This window comes from Stomatobaculum sp. F0698 (genome assembly GCF_030644385.1).
Lineage (GTDB): Bacteria > Bacillota > Clostridia > Lachnospirales > Lachnospiraceae > Moryella.
Window position 1 is genome coordinate 708,111 of sequence record NZ_CP130060.1, and the last position, 23,462, is coordinate 731,572.

A 23,462-nucleotide genomic window follows, 5' to 3' on the forward strand; every position below is an offset into this window, starting at 1 on the left:
GAGTTGAACAGAACGGATTTGAGAAGAAACGGAGAGGAGAGGCTATGTCTTTATTGCATCCGAAGGGCGAGAAACTCGCGTTTTATCATAAGAGAGCCTGCGGCCTTTGGTTGATCGCAGTGTCCCTGGTCATTTTTGCGGCCGCGTTCATCGGCGGGAAACAAAACATTAATATGACGGTGTTCAGCCTGGGCTATATCGCAGCGTTTCTTTCGATCAATGCCAATCAAAGTTTGCAGAGGCGTTATTCCGAGGGGCCCTCGAGTCCGTTTCAAAGAAAAGCGGGATTTTACGCAATCATCTTGTTATTTGTGCTGATGTCTTTGTTCGGCGGACCGTATTTCGCAAGCGAAAACTGGAGACGCATCTGGCTCGGCGCCTTTCTGGCCACCGCGCTTCATTTCCTGCCCTTTTATTATGTGCACGGAAAATCGATGCTTGTTCTGAGTCTTGTTTCCACCGTGAATGTTGTGCTCGGCTATGCCTTTCCGGAACTTCCGCTGGTTTACACCGCTTATGCGGATGCGGCAATTAAACTCGGCTTCGGCGTATATCTCTTTTGCTTCTCGAAGCCGTCGAAGCAAAGCTAAAGCGATGGGACAAAGAGAGTCGGTAAAAAGGAAAGGGCGAATCAAAGGATGGAAATACAAAAAAGGCAGAGCGAAGTCGCCCTGCCTTTTTTCGTTTGGTGCACCTGATTTACTTCGTGCCGAAGATGCGGTCGCCCGCGTCGCCGAGACCCGGGAGTATGTAGGCGTGCTCGTTCAACTGGCGGTCTAAGTGCCCCACATAAATCTGGATGTCGGGGTGCGCGTTCCGGAGGCGCTCCAAGCCTTCCGGCGCAGCGATGATGCACATGAACTTAATCTTCTTGCCGCCGTGCTGCTTAATCATACGAATGGCGTCACAGGCGGAACCGCCGGTTGCGAGCATGGGGTCGGTGACCACTATGGTGCGCTCTTCAATCGGGGTGGGAAGCTTGCAGTAGTATTCGACCGGCTCATGGGACTCGGGATCGCGGTACAAACCGATATGACCGATTTTTGCGGTCGGAACCAGGGCCTGAATGCCGTTTACCATGCCGAGACCCGCGCGAAGTATCGGCACGACCGCCATCTTTCTGCCGGCAATGACCGGCGAGGGGGTGCGTTCAAGCGGTGTCTCGACCTCAATGTCCTCGGTCTCCAAATCCGCAAGCGCCTCATATCCCATCAGCATGCTGATCTCCTCGACCAGACTGCGAAATTCATTGGTTCCGGTCGTCTTGTCGCGGAGACGGGTAATCTTATGCTGTACCAGCGGGTGGCGGTTCACAAATACTTCTCCCATGTATAGACCTCCTGTCATGGTTTCTTTTTGCTCTGAAAGCCTCTGTGCTTCCAGTCATTTTAGCACGGCATACAAGCGGTGACAATGAGAGTTCCGATGTGTTATACTGAAAGCCGTGAACGGAGGTTTTTATGCTGCGTGAAGATAAGATACGTCTGATGCATGAAATCGCAAAATACGAGAAGAGTGCAGACGAATGGGAGCGTCCCGCGAAAGAATACTTTCGGGGGGACTATATCGGCATGCACCTTTTGCAGTCTTTTTTGAGTTTTACCCTGAGCTATGCGCTGATACTCGGCATTGTATTGCTTTATCATTTGGAACACATCTTAAATGCGGTCAATGTACTGATTGTGTTTCGCTTTGTGCTGCGCTGCGTGGTGGCGTATGCGGTGGGTCTCTTGCTGTTCGAAATTCTGACCTACATTGTGTTCCGTCGGCGCTACGACAGGTCGGCGGCAAGGCGAAAGGAACATCTGCGCTGCTTAAATCGCCTCAAAAAGCGCTATGACACCGAGGAGAGAATCAAGGAGCTCGCAAAGGAGGAGGGCGCGAATGCTTAATTTGTTTGTGTTTCGCGAGAAACTGCGTGCATGTTACGCGCGCTTCGGGAATATCATTGTTCCCGTCCTGCATTTTTCGACGGCGCTGCTTGCGCTCGTGCTGCTGAACAACGGCATGGGCTACGAGCGGCGCCTCCGTGCGCCTGTCGCTGTGCTTCTCATTTCGCTGCTCTCGGCCTTTTTGCCCTGGGGCGGCATCTGTGTGGTGCTCGGCATCGCCGTGCTGCTCCATATTTTTGCGGTCTCTGCGGAGTTTGCGCTGATTACCTTCGCCTTTCTTCTGGTACTCGCGCTGCTCTACTACGGTTTCTCCCCGCGGGACAGCGTCATCCTCATCCTGACACCGGTACTCTTTGAGTTAAAACTCCCGTATCTCCTGCCCATCCTGGTGGGACTCGGCGGTTCGGTGTTTTCGGTGATTCCGCTCTCCGGCGGCATTATCCTCTACTACATCATCAACTACGTACACAACAACGCGGCGCCGCTCACCAACGGCGAGTCCGTGGATGTCGCGCAGAAGTATCTGCAAATGCTGAACGGTGTTCTGCTCGATAAGACGCTGATCCTCTACCTCTTGGCATTCTCGCTTTCGTTGCTGGTGGTCTGGTGTGTGCGCAGACTGTCGATGGATTACGCCTGGGACGCAGGCATACTTGCGGGCATACTCACCATGCTCTTTGTGTTTTTCCTCGGGAATTTCTGGTACGGAGTCGGCGTCAAAATCGTGCCGCTGCTCCTCGGCCTCGTGCTCGCGGGTCTGCTCGCCGAACTCTACCGTTTTCTGGTATTCAGTGTCGACTATTCGCGGACGGAGTACTCGCAGTTTGAGGACGATGACTACTACTATTATGTAAAGGCGGTGCCGAAGATTACGGTCGCGGCGCCTGAGCCCAAAACGCAGACAATCAACACGCCGAAGCGCCCTCGAAGAAGTGCGGATGAAGGCGAGACGAAGAGGTAGGCCATGCAGCTGTTCTTTCAGAATTTGAGCGCGGGAATGGAGTTTTTGCCGCGGCTCTCGCTCACGGGCATCATTGAGATTTGCATTATATCCTGGATGACCTATGCGTTTTTGACCTGGGTCATGGACACAAAGGCGTGGATACTGCTGCGCGGACTCCTGCTGATTGTCGCCTTTGTCGGCTTTTGTACCCTCTTTCATCTGGACACCATACTCTGGCTGCTCGGTCAGGTCACGACCATAGCCGTGACAGCTCTGATTATCATCTTCCAGCCGGAGCTCCGTTCGGCGCTCGAGCAGCTCGGAAACCGGAACATCCTCTCCTTCTTAAACGGACTGATGGGAGAGAGCGGATCCGCCTCTTCGTTCAGCGAACACACGGTCAATGAGTTGGTTCGCGCTTCGTTTGAAATGGGTAAGGTAAAGACCGGTGCGCTCATGGTCATCGAACAGAAGATTTCGCTGAACGATATTGTGCGCACCGGCATCGACATCGACGGCATTGTCTCAAACCAGCTGCTCATCAACATTTTTGAGCACAATACGCCTCTGCACGACGGCGCGGTTGTGATACGCGGCAATACCATTGTGTCGGCAACCTGTTATCTGCCGCTCTCCGACAGCATGCGGATTTCGAAGGATCTCGGAACACGGCATCGCGCGGCCATCGGCGTCAGCGAGGCAACCGATGCGGTGACCATAGTGGTCTCCGAGGAGACGGGACGCGTCAGTGTTGCGCGCGCGGGCAGACTCGAGGTCATGGAAACGCCCGAGGACCTGAGAGAACTGCTCTTATCGCTGATTGTGTATGAGACGGATAGCAAGCACTTTGCCTTTAACGGATGGAGCTTCCTGAAGGGAAAAGAGAAGCATGAAAAAGATAATACTCAGTAATTGGCGCTTTAAGCTGATTTCTCTCCTGGTGGGTTTTGTCATTTGGATCCTGCTCGTGAACATCTCGAATCCCGAGGTCGTTCGGACCAAGACGGTGCCGCTCACGGTTCTGAACGAGAGCGTTTTGACGCGCGCCGGAAAAACCTACACGCTGCCCAATTCCGACAGCGTCACGGTGAGCTACCAGGTCAGAACCAGAGATGCCTATAAAATTCAGGCGGAAGATTTCCGCGCGACTGTGGATCTCGAGAATCTCTACGACATCACGGGCGCTGTCCCGGTTATGGTCGAAGTGGTCGGCAATCGCGATCTGATCGGCGGTATGCCGACGGCGCGCCCGGGTGTGATTCGCGTGGACACGGAGAATGTGCAGAACAAGGTATTCTCGCTCGACACCCACGAAGAAGGGGAGCCGGAGAGCGGTTATGAGGTGGGTGCCGTTACGCTCAGTTCGCGTTCGGTGCGCGTCAGCGGTCCCGAGTCCGAGGTGGGGCGTATTTCCTCGGTCGGTGTCCGCATTCCGGTCTCGGATGCGACGGAAAGTTTTTCCGGCACGGCCCCCGTCATCTACTATGATGCAAACGGCAATGAGATTTCACTGAGCGACGAGCGTCTCACCGTGGACCCGAAGGAAGTGGAGTACGAAGTCTCGATGCTGCGCGGCAAGAGCCTGACGCTCAGCTTCCAGACCTCCGGCGAACCGGCAGCCGGCTTCAATATGACCGGCATCGAGAGTGCGGTTCGCGCGATTCCGGTGACTTCGGCGGACACGACGCTTCTCAATAAGACCACCGAACTCAGCATTCCCGCCTCCGCGCTCAATATCGAGGGTGCGCGAGAGGACAAAGTTTTCCAAATCGACGTGGCGAACTATCTGCCGAGCGGCATCACGGCCACCGGCAGCACCGCCGTTACCGTGACGGTCAAAATCACAGCGACCACGGATCGTAACTTCACACTGGGGCTGAACAGCGGTATTTCTCTTCGCGGCGCGAAGTCGCAGTATCGCTATTCCATGACGCCCGAGACGGTCTCGGTCTCGGTTCAGGGTCTCGCGACCGATCTCTTGAATATGAACACGGCTTCTCTCGGCGCTTATGTCGAAGTCGCTTCTCTCGGCGAAGGCGTGCATCTCATTCCGCTGCATGTGACACTCCCGAAGGGGGTTACGGCAACCGCTGTTCCGGAAGTGACGATTACCGTGAGCTCAGGTGAGACAGAGTCCCGGCAGAGCACGGAGAGCAGCAGTGAGAGTGCGGGCAGCGAGAGTAGTTCGGGCAGCGAGAGCAGTGCGGAGAGTCGAAGTGGGGAGAGCGGAAGCAGCGCTTCCGCGACCACCGCGGCGGAACACAGCACAGGTGAGAGCAGCAGCGGAAGCACGGAGGAAACGCCGTGATTGTATACTTCCTCTGCTATCTGGCAGCGGTGCTCTTTGCGAGAACACAATATTATTTGCTCTCCGGAACAGCGCTGCTATTTGCAGCGCTTGTTCTCTTTTGGAGGGAAAAACGGAGAAACGGCGGCAAGGTAAATCTTTTGGCCCTCTTTTCGCTCTCCTTTGTGGGCGGAGAGGGGGTATCCTGTTTAAAACTCTCGCACTTGCAGGGGCCTTGGGAGTGGCAGACCTTCGCGGCCTTCTTTCTCGCCTATGGGGCCTTTCGTCTCGCCTTTCGCTTTGCGAGCGGAGTAAGCTCGCGGGGCGGAAGACAGCGGGAGGGCAGACTCGCAGCGATACGGGAAGAACGCCTTTTCTTTGCCTTGATCGGCCTGAGTCTCGCCTCGTTTGCGGCCTTTTTAATCGAGGCGCGTATCTTGGGCTTTGTACCCTTTCTGGTGCGCCACATGCCGCACGCCTACTCCTATTTTCATGTGAGCGGTCTTCACTATCTCACGGTCTCCTGTGTGCTGGTGCCTTCTCTCGCCTTGATTTACCGGACCGCAGTGCGACACAGGGGGCGCGCGGAAACGGTCGCGGTGGCAGGCGCGGTGGTTCTCTCTCTTTTGATTCCCGTGCTCTGTGTGTCCCGCTTTCAGCTCTTGCTCGCGGTTCTGATGGCGGCCTTTACCTGGCTCACGCTCCGGCGGGACCCCATCCCCGGCCCGCTCGCTGTACTCGGCTTCGCTCTTTTGCTCGCTGCCTACGGCATCCTCAGCATGGCGCGGGGACACAGTGTCTCCTATTTAAACGGCATCTTTGAGATGAAGCGTCATTTTCCGATCTTTGTGAGTCAGCCCTACATTTACATTGCGAATAACTATGACAATGTAAACTGTCTGATTCGCGAGCTCCCGCAACACAGCTTCGGTCTTAAAATGCTGTTTCCGTTGATTGCGCTCAGCGGACTCAAATTTCTTCGACCGGAGCTCACGGCCTTCCCGCTCTATGTGACCAAGACCGAGCTCACGACCGTCACCCTGATTTATGACGCCTGGTACGACTTCGGCATACTCGGGGTGGTTGCGTTTTGCGCTCTCTTGGGATTTGTCGCGGCGCGCTTAGAAAAGAAACTCAGAGAACAGCACAGTCCGGTCTTCTGTATGTTCTACGCGCAGTTTTCGATTTATATCATGCTATCGTTTTTCACGACCTGGTTTTCAAATCCGGCGACCTGGGTGTATTTCCTGGAGACCGGACTGATCGCTTGGTTCGTCGGAGGAAAAAGACAATGGGGATGATTTCGAGGCAGATGCAGGCTATGCTCGGACAGAATTCCGTGATTCGGGCGATGTTTGAGGAGGGAGAGCGTCTTCGCGCGGAGTACGGCAGCGACAAGGTCTATGACTTCAGCCTAGGGAACCCGAATGTGCCTGCGCCGCCACGTGTCGAGCAGGCAATGCGCGAGGTGATAGACGAGGAGCCGAGTGTTATGGTGCACGGCTACATGAATAACGCAGGTTTCCCCGATGTTCGGAAGGAGCTCGCTCTGACCGTATCTTGGCAGGCGGAAGAACGCTATAGGGCCGACCAATTCATCATGACAACGGGTGCGGCGGCAGCTTTGAACATCCTATTAAAGACTGTCTTAAACCCGGGAGATGAGGTGCTGAGCTTTAAGCCCTATTTCTCGGAGTACAAGAACTATGTCGAGAACTACGGCGGCGTGCTCAAGTTGGTTGCGACCGACCCCGAGACGTTTCTCCCGGATCTCGATGCACTCCGCGCGGCAATCGGTGAAAAGACGCGGGCCCTCATCCTGAACTCGCCGAATAACCCGAGCGGTGTCATTTACTCCGAGGAGCTGCTCCGCGGGATACAGGCAGTGCTCGCGGAAAAGGAGAGGGAATTCGGAAACTGCATCCTCGTAATCTCGGACGAACCCTATCGCGAACTCGTCTATGACGGGGCCAAAGTCCCGTGGGTGCCTAAGATTATGCCCCATGCGGCGGTGGTCTACTCGTATTCCAAGACCCTTTCGCTGCCGGGCGAGCGCATCGGCTGGCTGCTTCTGCCGGACAGCATCCCGGAGTCCCGCGATATCTACCGGGCGGCGGTCATCGCGAACCGCATTTCCGGCTTTGTGAACGCGCCTTCTTACATGCAGCGCGTACTGAAGCGCGCACACTTATTCCACTCGGATTTTTCGGTCTACGCGCGGAACCGTGCCTTATTGCTCAAGGAGCTTCCGGCCATGGGCTATCACTTGGTAAAGCCCGAGGGGGCATTTTATCTGCTCTTAAAGGCACCGAACGGAGACGATGCGGCGTTTGCGGCAAAATTAAAAGAGGAGCGCATTCTGACCGTGCCCTGCACGAGCTTTGCGTGCCCGGGCTATGTGCGTCTCGCGTACTGTGTCGCGGAGACGACGGTCCAAAATGCGCTCCAAGGATTCCGGAATGTTGCCGGATATTATCGGGAGCAGGGGTTACTTTGATTCGGAGGAAGCGGAATTGTTTTCGGCGGCAGCGGCGGCTTCTTTTTCTGCCTGCGCCGCTTCGCGGCGGGCCTTCGCTTCTTCACGAGCTTTGGCCTCTTTTTCGCGGCGCTTCTTTCCGAAGTGAATCAGCAGAAGAACCAGGATGAGGACAGGAATCCAAATCGGGGAGAGGCCGAGCAGCAGAACCAAAACGGTGGTGCAAAGTTCTACGCCGAAGTAGGCACTGTTCTTAAAGCCTGTCTTGACGCGCTGCAGAAAGCTGTCGCTCTGCGCGGCGCGAAACTCGCGCACTTCCATGACGTAGAGGTTCACGGTCGAATAGCTGACCGAATTATCGAAGTGGCGGAGCTGGGATTCGTAGGATTCCAGCTGGGAGTCGATTTCGCCGATGCGCTGCTGAATTGAGAGTATGGCTTCGGTCGATGCCGCCTGCGAAAGCAGTTCATAGAGGCGATCCCGCTCGGCGGTCAGCGCGTGCTTGCGGCTCTCCACATCCGTATACTCGAGCGTCACATCCTTCACATAGCTGTTCTCCGAGAGCACGTTGCCGCTACCTTTGAGTTGCTGCAAATAGGCCGCAAGTTTATCTTCGGGGATGCGCGCCGTAAAGCTCGCGGAGCGGGACTTATCGATGGCATCGTAGGAGGAGCCGCTCATCGAGGAACTCTCGAAATAGCCCTCTGCTCCCGTGGTCGCAGTGTTCAGCTCTTTGAGGAAAGCGTCCAGATCGCGCGTTTCCATGTCGAGACTCACGGTTGTGACCAGTTTTTGTCCTTCTTTCGCGCCCCGCGTGAGGGTAATGAGGTCGCTGCCGGCGGCGCTGCCGTCGTAAGTATCATAGGACTTGGCCTCGGACACAGCCATCGTCTCGTTTTGGGCAGCGCTCTTTGCGACGTAGGAGGAATCCCGGTCGCTTGAACTCTCTTGCATGCCGCAGGAAGCGAGCGAGAGGGAGAGCAGCGTAATCGGAAGAAGCAGAAAATGTCGTTTCATTGTCAGTCCTTTCCGCTTGCGTGGGGCAAGCTTTGAAAATGCGCTGGGTGTAGTCGGTTCTTATTGTTTATATTGTAGCGAAAACGGCGGAAGAAAGCCATATGAGAGGAAGTGTTCACATGAAATTCACAAAGATGCAGGGGCTCGGCAACGACTATGTCTATATCGACTGCTTTTCGGAACGGGTCGAGAATCCGGAGGCGCTTGCGGTACGCATTGCCGACCGCCACTTCGGCGTGGGCGGCGACGGTCTGATTCTGATTTGCCCCTCGGAAATCGCGCCGGTCCGCATGCGCATGTTTAACGCGGACGGCTCCGAGGGAAAGATGTGCGGAAACGGCGTGCGCTGTGTGGCGCGCTATGCCTTTGACCACGGCCTGGTGAAGACAAGACGCTTCGCGGTCGAGACCGGTGCGGGACTTCGTGAGGCGGAGGTTTTAGAACGTGAGGTCAGCATCGATATGGGCGAAGTGAAACTCGACGGCGAACTTGTCGAGCCGATTACGGTGGACGGGCGGGAGACAAGCATGACGCCGGTCAATGTGGGAAATCCGCATGCAGTGTACCTCGTAGACAGCTTGGAGGCCTTGAAAGGCCTGGATCTCGAGAAAATAGGCCCGGCCTATGAACATCACCCGCGCTTTCCGGAGGGCGTGAATTCGGAATTCCTCTATGTAGAGAGTCCCGAAAAGCTGCACATGCGGGTGTATGAGCGCGGTAGCGGAGAGACTTTGGCTTGCGGCACGGGCGCAACCGCGGTCGCCTTCGCGGCGATGGAGCGTGACCTCGCAGCCGAGCGCGTCACGGTGGAACTGCTCGGCGGCAGTTTACAACTCGAGCGTCTTTCGAACGGGCATTTCCGCATGACGGGACCGGCGGTCGAAGTCTTCTCCGGTTGCTATTTCTCAGAGTGACAGCGGGCTCCTTTTTTGCTATAGTAGGTCGGAAGAAAATGGCGCATTGGGCTCAGAACTATAGAAAGGATTGCAGATGAAAGCGTATCTTTTACTGGAAGACGGCACACTGTTTACCGGGAGAAGCATAGGTGCAGTCAAGGAAGTGGTGAGTGAAATTGTCTTCAACACCTCCATGACCGGCTATCTCGAAGTGCTGACGGACCCGAGCTATGCGGGGCAGGCAGTAGTAATGACGTATCCGCTGATTGGAAACTACGGCGTGTGTCGCGAGGACATGGAGTCGGGGCGCGCATGGCCGGATGCCCTCATTGTCCGCGAGCTCGCGGAGCTCGCATCGAACTTCCGGAGTCGCGAGACCCTGCAGCAGTTCCTGATTGCGGAGGATGTGCCCGGCATTGAGGGCATCGATACCCGCGCACTGACCAAGCTCCTTCGGGAGCGCGGCACCATGAACGGTTTTCTGACCACGAATCCGGATTTTGACCGCGAAGACGCTCTGCGGCGGATGAGGGAGTATCAGGTGCTCGGCGCCGTGGCCCGTGTGAGCTGCAAGGAAAAGTATGTGATCCCGGGCAAGGGCAAAAAGGTCGCTATCATCGATTGCGGCATTAAGCGCAACATGCTCCGCGAACTCAGTGCGCGCGGTCTGGAACTCACGGTATGGCCGCAGGATGCGCGCGCCGAGGATATCCTCGCGGAAAAGCCTGACGGCATTTTCCTGACGAACGGCCCCGGCGATCCCGCGGAAAATGTGGGCCTGATTCGGGAAATCAAAAAATTATACGACACGGATATGCCTATATTCGCAATCTGCCTCGGACATCAGCTCATGGCGCTCGCGACCGGTGCTAAGACCTATAAGATGAAGTACGGTCACCGCGGCGGCAACCATCCGGTGCGGGATCTGGTCAGCGGAAGAGCGTATATCTCCTCCCAGAACCACGGTTATGCGGTCGATGACAAGAGCCTTGACCCGAAGGTCGCGGAGACGCGCTTTGTGAACGTCAACGATGGCACCAACGAGGGACTTGCCTACTGCGGCAAGAACATTCTGACCGTACAGTTCCACCCCGAGGCTTGCCCGGGACCCCACGATACCTCGTATCTCTTTGACCGCTTTCTTGAAATGATGGAGGTGCAGCATGCCTAAGAATCCGGAAATCAAAAAAGTATTGGTGATCGGCTCCGGCCCCATCATCATCGGACAGGCGGCGGAGTTTGACTATGCGGGCACCCAGGCCTGCCGCGCGCTCCGCGAAGAGGGAATAGAGGTTGTGCTCTTAAACTCGAACCCGGCGACCATCATGACGGACAAGGACATTGCGGACCATGTCTACATCGAGCCGCTGACGGTCGAGGTATTGGAGCGCTTAATTCTGAAGGAAAAGCCGGACTCGGTGCTCCCGACCCTCGGCGGTCAGGCGGGCCTCAATCTCGCGATGGAGCTCGAGGAGAGAGGCTTTTTTGCGGAGCACAATGTCCGCCTGATCGGCACCACGGCGCTGACCATCAAGAAGGCAGAGGACAGAGAGCTCTTTAAGGAGACCATGGAAAAGATCGGCGAGCCGGTCGCAGCGTCGAAGGTCGTCGAGAATGTCGAGGACGGCATCGCGTTTGCGGAGGAAATCGGCTATCCGGTCGTGCTGCGCCCGGCATACACGCTCGGCGGCAGCGGCGGCGGCATTGCGGAAGACCGCCGTGCCCTCGTTGAGATACTGCAGAACGGTCTCCGCCTCTCCCGCGTGGGACAGGTGCTTGTGGAGCGCTGCATTGCGGGCTGGAAGGAGATTGAGTACGAGGTCATGCGCGACGGCGCGGGCAACGTAATCACGGTCTGCAACATGGAGAACTTAGATCCGGTCGGCGTGCACACGGGCGACTCGATTGTGGTTGCGCCCTCCCAGACCCTCGGCGACAAGGAGTACCAGATGCTCCGCAGCTCCGCGCTCAACATCATCACCGAGCTCGGCATCACCGGCGGCTGCAACGTGCAGTACGCGCTGAATCCGAACAGCTTTGAGTACTGCGTCATTGAGGTGAATCCGCGTGTCAGCCGTTCTTCGGCCCTCGCTTCGAAGGCGACCGGCTATCCGATCGCAAAGGTCGCGGCGAAGATTGCGCTCGGCTACACCCTGGATGAGATTAAGAACGCGGTGACCAAGAAGACCTACGCGTCCTTCGAGCCCATGCTCGACTACTGCGTGGTCAAGATGCCGCGTCTGCCCTTTGACAAGTTCATCACGGCAAAGCACACGCTCGGCACGCAGATGAAGGCGACCGGTGAGGTTATGGCGATCTGCACGAACTTTGAGGGCGCGCTCATGAAGGCGATACGTTCGCTCGAGCAGCACGTGGACAGCCTGATGAGCTATGACTACGCTTCCCTTGACGACGACGAGCTCCAGAGAGAGCTGCGCGTGGTAGACGATCGCCGCATCTGGGTCATCGCGGAGGCATTGCGCCGCGGCTTCTCCTACGACGATATCTTCGCGCTGACCAAGATCGATCGCTGGTTCATCCATAAGCTCGACCGCTTGGTCCGCATGGAGGCAGAGCTCCGCAGAAGACCGCTGACCGAGGAACTGCTTCGCGATGCGAAGCGCTTTGAGTTCCCGGATCACGTGATTGCGGCGCTCAGCGGCAAGACCGAGGCCGAGGTCAAGGCAAAGCGCGCGGAATTCAAGATTTACCCGGGCTTTAAGATGGTCGATACCTGCGCGGCGGAGTTTGCGGCGGAGACCCCGTACTACTACAGCGTCTACGACGGCGAGAACGAGGCGGAGGAGACGAAGCCGAAGAAGAAGGTTCTGGTTCTCGGCTCCGGCCCGATACGCATCGGTCAGGGCATCGAGTTCGACTTCTGCTCCGTGCACTGCACCTTCACCTTCCGGAAAGAGGGCTATGAGACCATCATCGTCAACAACAATCCGGAGACGGTCTCGACCGACTTTGACATTGCGGACAAGCTCTACTTTGAGCCCCTGACGCCGGAGGATGTCGAAGCGATTGTGAACTTTGAGAAGCCGGACGGCGCGGTCGTGCAGTTCGGCGGTCAGACCGCAATCAAGCTGACCGAAGCGCTCATGAAGATGGGCGTTCCGATTCTCGGCACGGCGGCGGAGGATGTCGACGCGGCCGAGGACAGAGAGCGCTTTGACGCGATTCTCCAGGAAACGGGCATTCCGCGCGCGGCGGGCGGCACGGTCTTTACGGCGGAAGAGGCAAAGGAGATTGCCCACCGCCTGGGGTATCCGGTGCTGGTGCGCCCCTCCTACGTGCTCGGCGGCGCAGGCATGCGCATCGCAATTTCGGACCACGATATCGACGAGTACATCGGTGTGATCAACCGCTATGCGCAGGAACACCCGATTCTGGTCGACAAGTATATTCAGGGCATTGAGGTTGAGGTCGATGCGGTCTGCGACGGCAAGGATATCCTGATTCCGGGTATCATGCAGCACATTGAGCGCACCGGCATTCACTCCGGAGACTCGATTTCGGTCTATCCGGCGCAGTCGCTCTCGGAGACCGTCAAGGCAAAGATTGTCGACTACTCCGAGAAGCTCGCGCGTGCGCTGCACGTGAAGGGCATGATTAACATCCAGTTCATCGCGAAGGGCGAAGAAGTCTACGTGATTGAGGTGAATCCGCGCTCCTCGCGCACCGTTCCCTACATTTCGAAGGTCACGGGCATCCCGATTATTCCGCTTGCAACCCGCGTGATCTGCGGTCACAGCATTCGTGAACTGGGCTATGAACCGGGTCTCCAGAAGGAGGCGGATTACATTGCGGTCAAGATGCCTGTCTTCTCGTTTGAGAAGATTCGCGGCGCCGACATCAGCCTGGGACCGGAGATGAAGTCGACGGGCGAGTGCCTCGGCATCGCAAAGAGCTTTAACGAGGCGCTCTACAAGGCCTTCCAGGGCGCGGGCGTAAAGCTCCCGAAGTACAAGAACATGATTATTACCGTTCGCGATGAGGATAAGGCGGAGATTGCACCGATCGCAAAGCGCTTCGAGGCGCTCGGCTACCGCATCTTCTCGACCCGCGGCACGGCGAAGGTTTTAAAGGACGCCGGCATCAAGGCACTCGAGGTGAGAAAGCTTGAGCAGGAGCATCCGAACATTCTGGATCTCATTCTGGGCCATGAGATGGACCTTGTCATCGATACGCCGCCTGAGGGAGCGGATCGCGAGAAAGACGGCTTTGAGATTCGCAGAAATGCGGTCGAGACAGGCGTCAATGTGTTGACGGCGCTCGACACCGCGGAGGCTCTCGCGACTGCGCTTGAGCAGAAGGCAGAGGAACTCACACTGATCGATATCGCGTCGCTCTGACGCGCATCCTTGCCCCGCCGCCAGGCGGGGCAAGTTGTCTATGAGGAGAAGCCATGCGCACAATCATACTATCGGACATCCACGGTGAGGCGGAGACACTCTGCGGTATGCTGGAGGAACTGAATTTCGATCCGGCCACAGAGGAACTGGTGGTGCTCGGAGACGCCCTCGACTACGGAACTTCTCCGGCGGAGACCTATATCGCCCTCCGGAATCTTGCGGAGCGGATGGAAAAACGCTTTGTCTACATCCGCGGCGAGCACGAGCAAATGCTCCTCGATGCCCTGCTCTTAACAAGGGGGCAGATTGCCAACGGTCTCCTCTGGAAGCAGAACGGCGGCAAGGAGACCCTCGCGTCTCTGGAGGAGAGAAAGATAGCGCCGGGGAAGACGGCGCTCTGGCTGAAGGACCATACGCGGACCTGGTATGAGTGTCAGGACTTCATTGCCGTGCACGCGGACATTGCGGATGAGGTCATCTGGAACAACGAGCCGGAGACCTTTCTCTGGGGCAATCGCTGCATCGAAGAGAACAACTACGCGGGAAAACTCACGGTTTTCGGGCATCACCGTGTCGATTGCCCGACTTATTTGGACGGCAGCGGCGTCGAGAGCCGCTTTCACCCGAGCTACGGCACCTGGTTTCAGCTGCCGCGCACGGGTGCGATTGCGATGGACACGGGCTGCGGCGAGGAGAACGGCTGTCTCACGGCGATGATAATCGAGAACGGCATGATGCGCTTTGAGAGAATTTAAGCGCCGTGGTATACTGAACCTATCTACGATTTTGAAAGAGGAGAAGAAGAGATGAATTGCTACGATGAGCTCAAGGCCCGCGGGCTGATTGCACAGGTGACCAACGAGGAAGAGGTGAGCCGCCTCGTGAACGAGGGCAAGGCGACCTTCTATATCGGCTTCGATCCGACGGCGGACAGTCTGCACGTGGGACACTTTATGGCGCTCTGCCTGATGAAGCGTCTCCAGATGGCGGGCAATCAGCCGATTGCTCTGGTCGGCGGCGGCACGGGTATGATCGGAGATCCCTCCGGCAGAACCGATATGCGCAGCATGATGACCATCGAGCAGATTGACAGCAACTGCGAGAGCTTTAAGCGCCAGATGTCCCGCTTCATCGAGTTCGGCGAAGGCAAGGCGAGAATGGTGAACAATGCCGACTGGCTTCGGAACTTGAATTACATTGAGTTTATCCGCGACATCGGTCCCCACTTCTCGGTCAACAACATGCTCCGCGCGGAGTGCTATAAGAACCGCATGGAGAAGGGACTCTCTTTCCTCGAGTTTAACTACATGCTCATGCAGGGCTATGACTTCTACGAGCTCTTTCAGCGCTATCACTGCAACATGCAGTTCGGCGGCGACGACCAGTGGTCCAACATGCTCGCGGGCACGGAGTTGATTCGCCGCAAGCTCGGCAAGGATGCGCACGCCATGACCATCACGCTCCTCTTAAACTCCGAGGGCAAGAAGATGGGTAAGACCGTCGGCGGTGCGGTCTGGCTGGATCCGAACAAGACCTCGCCCTTTAATTTCTACCAGTACTGGAGAAATGTCGGCGATCAGGATGTCCTTAAGTGCCTCCGCATGCTGACCTTCCTGCCGCTCGAGAAGATCGATGAGATGGATCGCTGGGAGGGAGCGCAGCTGAACGAGGCAAAGGATATTCTCGCATACGAGCTCACGACGCTGGTGCACGGCGAAGAGGAGGCCAAGAAGGCGCGCGAGGGCGCACAGGCACTCTTTGCGGGCGGTGCGGCATCCGAGAATGTCCCGACTGTGGAGCTTTCGGACGAAGACTTTGTTGAGGGCAAGGCGGATATCCTGAGTCTGCTTATGAAGGCAGGTCTTGCGGCCTCCCGCTCCGAGGCGAGACGCAATGTCCAGCAGGGCGGTGTCAGCATGGACGGCGAGAGCATGAAGGATATCGCGACAAGCTATGAGCCGGATTTCTTTGCCGGCGAGGGCAAGCTCTTAAAGCGCGGCAAAAAGAATTTTGTGAAGCTTTTAAAAGCATAAGTCGAATCATAGCGAAAAACGGCCCGGGAGAGCGAAACCGGGCCGTCGTCTTCGAAGGAAAAACAATCAAAACCGAACCCGGGCGGAGCGGGTGTATCTACCGCAAAACGAAAGAGAGCGGGGAAAAAGCCGGGATAAAGAGAAAACGGGATAGAAAGAAAACGATGCTTACCGGTACTGCCGATACCGGGATACGGCGGGGCGGAGATTCGAAACCCGACAAAAATCAGATTCGAGCAACAGCATCACAGCAAAGGAGGAGAAGCATGCAGAAGTTTGTTTATTATGCGCCGACGGAAATCGTATTCGGGCGCGGTGAAGAGGCGAGAGCGGCAGAGCTGGTGCAGCGCTACGGCGGTAAGCGGGTATTCGTAATCTACGGCGGCAACTCCGCAAAGAAGAGCGGTCTCCTCGCGCGGATAGAAGAAAACCTGCGTGCGGCAGGCCTTAGCGTACTGTCGAGCGGCGGTGTGGTGCCGAACCCCCTGGTATCGACCGCGCGCCGCATGGTCGAGGAGGCGAGGGCCTTTCGGGCGGACTTTATCTTGGCGGTCGGCGGCGGCTCCGTAATCGATACGGCAAAGGGTGTCGCGCATACCGTGGCGGCCCCCGGCAGCGATATCTGGGAGTTCTGGACAGGCAGAAAGGTGGAGGCGAGCCTCCCGATCGGTGTGATTCTTACCATCTCTGCGGCGGGCTCCGAGACCAGTAATTCCGCGGTGCTCACAAACGATACCCTCCCGCAGCCCACGAAGCGCGGCATCACGACCGACTTTAACCGCCCGAAATTCGCCATTTTGAACCCGGAGCTCACGATGACGCTGCCCGTATGGCAGATCGGCGCGGGTGCCGCGGATATCTTTATGCACACGGCGGAGCGCTATTTTACGCCCATACTCGGCAATCACCTGAGCGATGAGATTGCGGAGGGCTTACTCCGGGATGTGGTGCGCTTCGGTCCGATTGCGGTCAAGAATCCGCAGGATTACGAGGCGATGAGCGAGCTCATGTGGTGCGGCTCCGTGTCCCATGTCGGCCTTACCGGTATTGGCTCGAAAGGCGATACGCCCCGCGACGGAGACTGGTCCTGCCACCAGCTCGGCATGGCGCTTTCGGCAATCGGCGACTACACCCACGGCGCGACGCTGACTGCGGTTTTTCCCGCCTGGGCGCGCTATGTGAAGGATGCGAACCCCTCTCGCTTTGTCCGCTTTGCGGAAAAGGTCTACGGCATCACGGAGGGCACGGAAGAGGAGCGCGTCGAGGCCGGTATCAAGGCAAGCGAAGATTTCTTTGCCTCCCTCGGCATGCCGATACGCCTCGGCGAACTTCTCGGTCATGCGGCGAGCGAAGAAGAAATTCTGGCCTTTGCGGACGAATGCAGCTATCAGAAGAGCCGCAGCATCGGTTCCTTCCGTGTCTTAACGTATGAGGACATTCGGAATATTTATTCGCGTGCTTAAACACAGGGACTTGCGCGGAAGGCAAATCAGTGCTAGAATTTCGTGAAAATATTAACACAGCCCGAAAGGAGCGGCGATGAAACCATATGCAGAGTTGACCAAGGAAGAATTGCTGGGCTTAAAGAAGGAGCTCAAGGCAAAGTATAAGGAGATGCAGGCCATGGCCCTGAAACTCGATATGAGCCGCGGCAAGCCCTGTACGGAGCAGCTGGATCTCTCGATGGGGATGATGGCGGTGCTGAACGAGGACAGCGAGCTTCGCTCCGAAGACGGCACGGACTGCCGCAACTACGGTGTGTTGACCGGTATTCCCGAGGCGCTGGAGCTCATGGGAGATATGATGGAAGTGCCCTATGACCACATCATCCTCTACGGAAACTCGAGCTTGAACGTCATGTACGACACGATTTCCCGCTGCTATACGCACGGTGTGATGGGGGCGACCCCGTGGTGCAAACTCGACAAGGTGAAATTCCTCTGTGTTGTGCCGGGTTACGACCGTCACTTCGCGATTACCGAGTACTTCGGCATCGAGAACGTCCCGGTGCCCATGCTGCCGACCGGTCCCGACATGGATATGGTCGAGAAGCTGGTCGCGGAGGATGAGTCCATCAAGGGTATTTGGTGCGTCCCGAAGTATTCGAACCCGACCGGTAACTCCTATTCGGATGAGACCGTGCGCCGTCTGGCACGCTTAAAGCCCGCGGCCAAGGACTTCCGTCTCTACTGGGACAATGCCTATACGATTCATCATCTCTACGACCACGAACAGGATACGATTATCGAGATTCTTGCCGAGTGCAAGCGCGCGGGCAATCCGGACCTGGTCTACAAGTTTGCTTCGACCTCGAAGGTCAGCTTCCCGGGCTCCGGTATTGCGGCGCTCGCCTCGTCTCTCAATAACCTCGAGGACATCAAGAAGCAGCTCAAAGTTCAGACCATAGGCCACGACAAGGTGAACCAGCTGCGCCATGTCCGTTTCTTCGAGGACATTCACGGCATGGTCGAGCACATGAGAAAGCACGCGGACATTCTGCGTCCCAAGTTCGAGATGGTCGATGAGATTTTGGAGCGCGAACTCGGCGGTCTCGGCATCGGCAGCTGGACCAAGCCGAAGGGCGGCTACTTTATCTCCTTCGATACCCTCGAGGGCTGCGCGAAGAAGGTTGTGTCCCGCTGCGCCAAGGCGGGTGTGGTCATGACCGGCGCAGGCGCTACCTGGCCGGGCGGCAAGGATCCGCACGACTCGAACATCCGCATAGCGCCCTCGTTCCCGCCCCTCAACGATTTGCGCATCGCTGCAGAGCTCTTTGCGCTCTGCGTGAAGTATGTGAGCGTTGAGAAGTTCCTCGCGGCTTTTGAGGAAACGGCGCCGAAGAGCGCGGAGAACGGCGAAACTGTCTAAAGGCTTTCGCTCTCATAAAGATGAAAACAGAAAACTACCCCCGTGCGATTTCGGCTGAGGTCGAAACCGCACGGGGGTAGTTTATCGTATTTAGGGCTATGCGTTGGCCGTCGCGCTCAGCGCGCGCCCTGACAGCGTCGGTGGGCATCCTCCGGAAGAGGGGCCGCCGTGAGGGAAAGGTTCTCCTCTTCGCGTAGCAGGTCCGCAAGGCTTATGTGATCGATCACCTCATTGACTGCGTCCTCAATGCGCGAAAAGACAGAACGGGACACACATCTTCCGGCGAGATCGCAGGAGACCGAGTCCTGTCCGAGACAGATAACCGGCGCCATATTGCCCTCGGTCAGGCGTAAGATGTCGCCGACCGAGTAGCTCTCGGGTGCGCGGGTCAGGAGATAACCTCCCTGGGCGCCCCGTATGCTCTTCACGAAACCCGCTTTGCTCAGCACGGACACAATCTGCTCCAGATACTTTTCCGAGAGCTCCTGCTTTGCGGCGGCATCTTTTAAACGCGTGACTTGCTCCGGCTGTCTCGCAAATTCCATCATCAGGCGAAGCGCATAGCGCCCCTTTGTGGATATTTTCATGACAACTCCTTCCAAGCTTTCTTTGCCAGTATTTCCTAGCAATTCACTCGGGATTTAGAATAGCAGGAAAAAAACGCTTTGGCAAGCAAAACAGCCCGAATTATGGTATACTGAAACGAAAACAATTGGAGTATTTTCTCAAAAAAAGGAGGAAAAATATGCCGTTTGTACCGGGTGTCATTCTGTTGGTTCTGTTTCTTGCGATTCTCGTTAACGGTATTTGCATTGTGCCGCAGGCGCAGGCGCTCATCATCGAGCGACTGGGACGCTACCACTCGACTTGGGATGCGGGTGTACACCTTAAGATTCCCTTTGTGGATCGCATCGCGAAGCGCGTCAACCTGAAGGAGCAGGTCGCGGACTTCCCGCCGCAGCCCGTGATTACGAAGGATAACGTCACGATGCGCATCGACTCCGTCGTCTTCTTTGTGATTACCGAGCCGAAGCTCTATGCCTACGGTGTCGAGAACCCGATTTCCGCAATCGAGAACCTGACGGCAACCACGCTTCGTAACATCATCGGTTCCATGGACCTCGATACCACGCTGACTTCCCGTGAGACCATCAACACCGAGATGCGCTCTCAGCTGGATGTCGCGACCGATCCCTGGGGCATCAAGGTAAACCGTGTCGAGCTGAAGAACATTCTTCCGCCGGATGCGATTCGCGAGGCCATGGAGAAGCAGATGAAGGCAGAGCGCGAGAAGCGTGAGCTTATCACTCTGGCACAGGGTAAGAAGGAGTCCGCGGTCCTGAACGCGCAGGGTAATAAGGAGGCTGCCATCCTGAATGCGGAGGCAGAGAAGCAGACTGCGATTCTCCGCGCAGAGGCAGAGAAGGAGAGAAAGATTCAGGAGGCGGAAGGTCAGGCAAAGGCAATTCGCGCCGTCAAGGAGGCAGAGGCAGATGGTATCCGTCTGATTCGCGAGGCGGGTGCCGATGAGGCTGTGTTGCGTCTCCGCGGTCTGGATGCTTTGACCCGCGTCGCGGACGGCAGAGCGACCAAGATTGTGATTCCGTCCGACATTCAGAATATGGCGGGACTGGTGACCGCTTTAAAGGAGACCGCTTCGGTGGCAACGCCGGGCGATGGGAGTGAGAAGAAAGCATGAGAGACGGGTTTCTCCGCGTCGCGGCCGCGACGCCTTCCGTGCGGGTTGCAGATCCCGCTTACAACCGGGAGCAAATCGAGACCATCATTCGGAGCGAAGCGGCTCGGGGAACCAAGGTACTGGTGTTCCCCGAGCTCGCGCTGAGCGCCTACACCTGCGGGGATTTGTTTTTGCAGGACGCGCTGCAGGAAGCGGTGCTTCGGGAGTTGCGGCAGCTGTTGCATAACACGGCGGACAGCGAAGTGCTTTGCTTTGTCGGTCTGCCCTTTGCGTTTGAGAACCGACTTTACAATGCGGTTGCCGTTTTTCAGAAGGGAGAACTGCTCGGCCTCGTGCCGAAGCGTCACATTCCGAATTACGGCGAGTTTTATGAGCGGCGCTATTTTGCGCCGGGCTTCGAGTCTCCGGTTCTGGTGTCTCTCTTCGGGGAGCGCTTGCCCTTCGGTGCGAGACTGCTCTTTTCCTGCGAGAGCTTGCCGGAGCTCAAAATCGGCGTTGAAATCTGTGAGGATCTCTGGGTGCCGAATGCGCCCTCCATCGATCTCTGCACGGCAGGGGCTACGCTCATCGTGAACTGCTCGGCCTCGAATGCGCTCGCCGGAAAGCGGAAAGCGCGGCGCGAACTCGTACAGGCGCAGAGCAGCAAGCTGCTCGCGGGCTATGTCTACGCGAGCGCAGGCGAAGGGGAATCGACACAGGACCTCGTGTTCAGCGCCCACAATTTAATTGCGGAGGCCGGAGAAGTGCTCGCGGAGTCCCCCTTGCTCACGAATACGGTCATCGCTTCGGAATTGGATTTGAAAAAGCTGCTCTTCTTAAGAAGACGTCAGAGCAGCTATCCGGAGAGAGACAGCGAGTCAAACCTGTACTGCGACATCGACTTTTCGCTAAGTCTCACGGAGACCGAGCTTACGCGAAAGGTGAACCCGGCACCCTTTGTGCCGGCAGAGCCCGAGGCGCGCGCGGAGCGCTGCGAGGAAATCCTTAGGATACAGGCACTCGGCCTGAAAAAACGCCTTGACCACATCCACGGCTCCCGTGCCGTGCTGGGGCTTTCGGGCGGACTTGATTCGACCCTTGCCCTCCTTGTCGCGGTACGGAGCTTTGATGCGCTCGGCCTTCCGCGGAGCGGCATTGAGACGATAACCATGCCGGCCTTCGGCACGACGGACAGGACCTATCGAAATGCCTGCGAACTCGCGGCGGCACTCGGGACAAGCCTCGAGGAAATTTCGATACGCGAAGCCGTGTTACAGCACTTTAAGGACATCAAACAGGATCCCGAGAAGCACGACATCACCTATGAGAATTCTCAGGCACGCGAACGCACCCAGGTGCTCATGGACATTGCGAACCGGGACAATGCACTGGTGATCGGAACCGGAGATCTCTCGGAGCTGGCGCTCGGCTGGGCCACCTATAACGGCGATCACATGTCGATGTACGCGGTCAATGTCTCGGTGCCGAAGACCTTGGTGCGTGTTTTGGTGGAGCATGAGGCCGGTCTTGCGAGCGGAAAGCTTCGCGAGGTCTTACTCGACATTCTCGATACGCCGGTGAGCCCCGAGCTCTTGCCGCCGAAGGACGGCGTCATCAGCCAAAAGACAGAGGATTTGGTGGGACCCTACGAGCTCCACGATTTCTTCCTGTTTCAGATGCTGCGCTACGGCAGCGGTCCGCGGAAAATTTACCGCCTTGGTCTGCGCGCCTTTGCGGGCGTCTATGACGAGGCGACTGTCAAAAAGTGGCTGCTCACCTTCCTCCGCCGTTTCTTCACGCAGCAGTTTAAGCGTTCCTGTCTGCCGGACGGCCCGAAGACGGGCAGTGTTGCGGTCTCGCCGCGCGGCGATCTCCGCATGCCCTCGGATGCGATGAGCCGCATCTGGATCGAAGAGGCGGAGGCGCTATGATTACGTCTCCGGCCAACAAAAAAGTGAAGGAAGTGCGGGCGATCTTTGACAAGGCCTCTCTCCGCGCGGAGCGGGGACTCTTTCCGATTGAGGGGGTACGCATGTTTCTGGAGGCGCCCGAAGCCGAGATTGAAGAGCTCTATGTGAGTGAGAGTTTTGCAGCGCGCGCCGAGGGAACCATCCGGGAAAAAATAGCCGGGCTCAAGGCAGAGACCGTCGCAGACAATATTTTCGCGAAGATGTCGGACACGAAGACGCCGCAGGGCGTGCTCGCACTGGTCCGCATGCAGAGAAAGAGTCTTGCGGAAGTGTTGGCGGAAGGTGCAAGCTGCTTCCTCGCGGTCGAGAGTTTGCAGGATCCCGGCAATTTGGGCACCATGCTGCGCGCGGGTGAGGGGGCAGGACTCTCTGCGATACTCGCAAACCGCGGCACGGTGGATGTCTACAACCCGAAACTGGTGCGCGCGACCATGGGCAGCATATTCCGCATTCCGGTGGTCTATGTGGACGACTTTCCGGCGGCACTCTTTCAGCTCAAGCAGGAAGGGATAAGCCTCTATGCGGCGGCGCTTCAGGCCTCCGTACCCTATGACAGCATAGCTTACCCGGAGAAGACTGCCTTTTTAATCGGCAATGAGGCTGCCGGCCTCAGCGAGGAGGCGATTGCCGCGGCAAATCAGAGCATTCACATTCCCATGCTCGGGCAGGTGGAATCCTTAAATGCGGCGGTTGCCGCCTCGATTTTACTCTACGAGCGCGCAAGACAGAGAAGAAAGGAGCGTGCATGAAGGGAAGCATGACGGCGCAGAACAGCTTTTTACTGGATGCTCTGCATGTCTTTGTCGGGGTTGCGGTCACGGTGCTGGCGGTCTTTGCCTTTTTGTCGCCGGAAGAGCACCCGCTCTTTTTCTCCCTGATTTTCGGCCTGGCGGGTCTCCTGGCCCTTGCAAACGGCCTGGTGCGCCTCTCGGCGCTCGGGCGGGCACACCGGAAAAAAGGAACTGCGTTTGCGATCGTTTTTCTGGGGCTCTTGCTCCTCATCCTCTGCGCAATCAGCGCGGTTGTCATGCTCTGAGGTGAAGC

Annotated in this window: 21 protein-coding genes; 18 read left to right on the forward strand and 3 right to left on the reverse strand. The window is 57.2% G+C overall.

What is annotated here, in order from left to right; translation table 11 throughout:
* The first annotated feature begins 44 nt into the window (after positions 1-44).
* Positions 45-590 (forward strand): DUF6609 family protein, encoded by a 546-nt coding sequence (locus QU660_RS03355; RefSeq protein WP_304946929.1) that lies wholly within the window; start codon positions 45-47, stop codon positions 588-590.
* Positions 591-699: 109 nt separating this feature from the next.
* Here the strand turns inward: QU660_RS03355 and upp are convergent, their stop codons facing one another.
* Positions 700-1,329: a uracil phosphoribosyltransferase gene (gene upp / locus QU660_RS03360; protein WP_304946930.1), complete on the reverse strand. Its 630-nt coding sequence runs from the start codon at positions 1,327-1,329 to the stop codon at positions 700-702.
* Positions 1,330-1,460: 131 nt separating this feature from the next.
* Between upp and QU660_RS03365 the strand changes: the two genes are divergently transcribed.
* The 6 genes from QU660_RS03365 to QU660_RS03390 are packed head-to-tail and all read left to right on the forward strand — an operon-like array spanning position 1,461 to position 7,619.
* Complete coding sequence (locus QU660_RS03365) at positions 1,461-1,892, forward strand: hypothetical protein (protein WP_304946931.1); 432 nt, start codon at positions 1,461-1,463, stop codon at positions 1,890-1,892.
* Entirely contained in the window at positions 1,885-2,853 is a 969-nt protein-coding gene (locus tag QU660_RS03370) for an ABC transporter permease (protein WP_304946932.1), read from the forward strand. Before QU660_RS03365 ends, QU660_RS03370 begins: the two co-directional genes overlap by 8 nt.
* A 3-nt stretch (positions 2,854-2,856) precedes the next feature.
* Positions 2,857-3,747 (forward strand): diadenylate cyclase CdaA, encoded by an 891-nt coding sequence (gene cdaA, locus QU660_RS03375; protein WP_304946933.1) that lies wholly within the window; start codon positions 2,857-2,859, stop codon positions 3,745-3,747.
* Complete coding sequence (locus QU660_RS03380; RefSeq protein WP_304946934.1) at positions 3,725-5,143, forward strand: CdaR family protein; 1,419 nt, start codon at positions 3,725-3,727, stop codon at positions 5,141-5,143. The genes cdaA and QU660_RS03380 overlap by 23 nt, the downstream gene beginning before the upstream one ends.
* A complete protein-coding gene (locus QU660_RS03385; protein ID WP_304946935.1) occupies positions 5,140-6,423 on the forward strand; it encodes an O-antigen polymerase in 1,284 nt (427 codons plus the stop codon). The genes QU660_RS03380 and QU660_RS03385 overlap by 4 nt, the downstream gene beginning before the upstream one ends.
* A complete protein-coding gene (locus QU660_RS03390; protein WP_304947215.1) occupies positions 6,420-7,619 on the forward strand; it encodes a pyridoxal phosphate-dependent aminotransferase in 1,200 nt (399 codons plus the stop codon). Before QU660_RS03385 ends, QU660_RS03390 begins: the two co-directional genes overlap by 4 nt.
* Here the strand turns inward: QU660_RS03390 and QU660_RS03395 are convergent.
* Complete coding sequence (locus QU660_RS03395; RefSeq protein ID WP_304946936.1) at positions 7,611-8,615, reverse strand: DUF4349 domain-containing protein; 1,005 nt, start codon at positions 8,613-8,615, stop codon at positions 7,611-7,613. The genes QU660_RS03390 and QU660_RS03395 overlap by 9 nt on opposite strands.
* Positions 8,616-8,734: 119 nt before the next feature.
* Between QU660_RS03395 and dapF the strand changes: the two genes are divergently transcribed.
* The 7 genes from dapF to QU660_RS03430 all read left to right on the forward strand — a co-directional run bounded on the left by dapF (position 8,735) and on the right by QU660_RS03430 (position 18,770).
* Entirely contained in the window at positions 8,735-9,529 is a 795-nt protein-coding gene (gene dapF / locus QU660_RS03400) for a diaminopimelate epimerase (RefSeq protein WP_304946937.1), read from the forward strand.
* Between the two features lie 76 nt (positions 9,530-9,605).
* Positions 9,606-10,682, forward strand: a complete 1,077-nt coding sequence (locus QU660_RS03405; RefSeq protein ID WP_304946938.1) for a carbamoyl phosphate synthase small subunit — start codon at positions 9,606-9,608, stop codon at positions 10,680-10,682.
* Complete coding sequence (gene carB, locus QU660_RS03410) at positions 10,675-13,869, forward strand: carbamoyl-phosphate synthase large subunit (protein WP_304946939.1); 3,195 nt, start codon at positions 10,675-10,677, stop codon at positions 13,867-13,869. Before QU660_RS03405 ends, carB begins: the two co-directional genes overlap by 8 nt.
* Positions 13,870-13,922: 53 nt before the next feature.
* Positions 13,923-14,624 (forward strand): metallophosphoesterase, encoded by a 702-nt coding sequence (locus QU660_RS03415; RefSeq protein ID WP_304946940.1) that lies wholly within the window; start codon positions 13,923-13,925, stop codon positions 14,622-14,624.
* Between the two features lie 51 nt (positions 14,625-14,675).
* The gene (tyrS, locus tag QU660_RS03420) at positions 14,676-15,902 is read left to right on the forward strand and encodes a tyrosine--tRNA ligase (RefSeq protein ID WP_304946941.1); all 1,227 of its coding nucleotides are present in this window, start codon (positions 14,676-14,678) and stop codon (positions 15,900-15,902) included.
* Between the two features lie 266 nt (positions 15,903-16,168).
* Positions 16,169-17,365: an iron-containing alcohol dehydrogenase gene (locus QU660_RS03425; RefSeq protein ID WP_304946942.1), complete on the forward strand. Its 1,197-nt coding sequence runs from the start codon at positions 16,169-16,171 to the stop codon at positions 17,363-17,365.
* 76 nt (positions 17,366-17,441) lie between these two features.
* Positions 17,442-18,770, forward strand: a complete 1,329-nt coding sequence (locus QU660_RS03430; RefSeq protein WP_304946943.1) for an aminotransferase class I/II-fold pyridoxal phosphate-dependent enzyme — start codon at positions 17,442-17,444, stop codon at positions 18,768-18,770.
* Positions 18,771-18,886: 116 nt separating this feature from the next.
* Here QU660_RS03430 and QU660_RS03435 read toward each other — a convergent pair whose 3' ends face one another.
* On the reverse strand, positions 18,887-19,357 hold the full coding sequence (locus QU660_RS03435) for an RrF2 family transcriptional regulator (protein WP_304946944.1): 471 nt from the start codon (positions 19,355-19,357) through the stop codon (positions 18,887-18,889).
* Between the two features lie 158 nt (positions 19,358-19,515).
* Here QU660_RS03435 and QU660_RS03440 point away from each other — a divergent pair, with 158 nt between their 5' ends.
* From QU660_RS03440 to QU660_RS03455, 4 genes are read left to right on the forward strand one after another with little or no spacing between them, the layout of a single operon-like run.
* On the forward strand, positions 19,516-20,469 hold the full coding sequence (locus QU660_RS03440) for an SPFH domain-containing protein (protein ID WP_304946945.1): 954 nt from the start codon (positions 19,516-19,518) through the stop codon (positions 20,467-20,469).
* On the forward strand, positions 20,466-22,379 hold the full coding sequence (locus QU660_RS03445) for an NAD(+) synthase (RefSeq protein ID WP_304946946.1): 1,914 nt from the start codon (positions 20,466-20,468) through the stop codon (positions 22,377-22,379). The genes QU660_RS03440 and QU660_RS03445 overlap by 4 nt, the downstream gene beginning before the upstream one ends.
* The gene (locus tag QU660_RS03450; protein ID WP_304946947.1) at positions 22,376-23,167 is read left to right on the forward strand and encodes a TrmH family RNA methyltransferase; all 792 of its coding nucleotides are present in this window, start codon (positions 22,376-22,378) and stop codon (positions 23,165-23,167) included. Before QU660_RS03445 ends, QU660_RS03450 begins: the two co-directional genes overlap by 4 nt.
* Positions 23,164-23,454 (forward strand): DUF6637 family protein, encoded by a 291-nt coding sequence (locus tag QU660_RS03455; RefSeq protein WP_304946948.1) that lies wholly within the window; start codon positions 23,164-23,166, stop codon positions 23,452-23,454. The genes QU660_RS03450 and QU660_RS03455 overlap by 4 nt, the downstream gene beginning before the upstream one ends.
* The last annotated feature ends 8 nt before the right edge of the window (positions 23,455-23,462 follow it).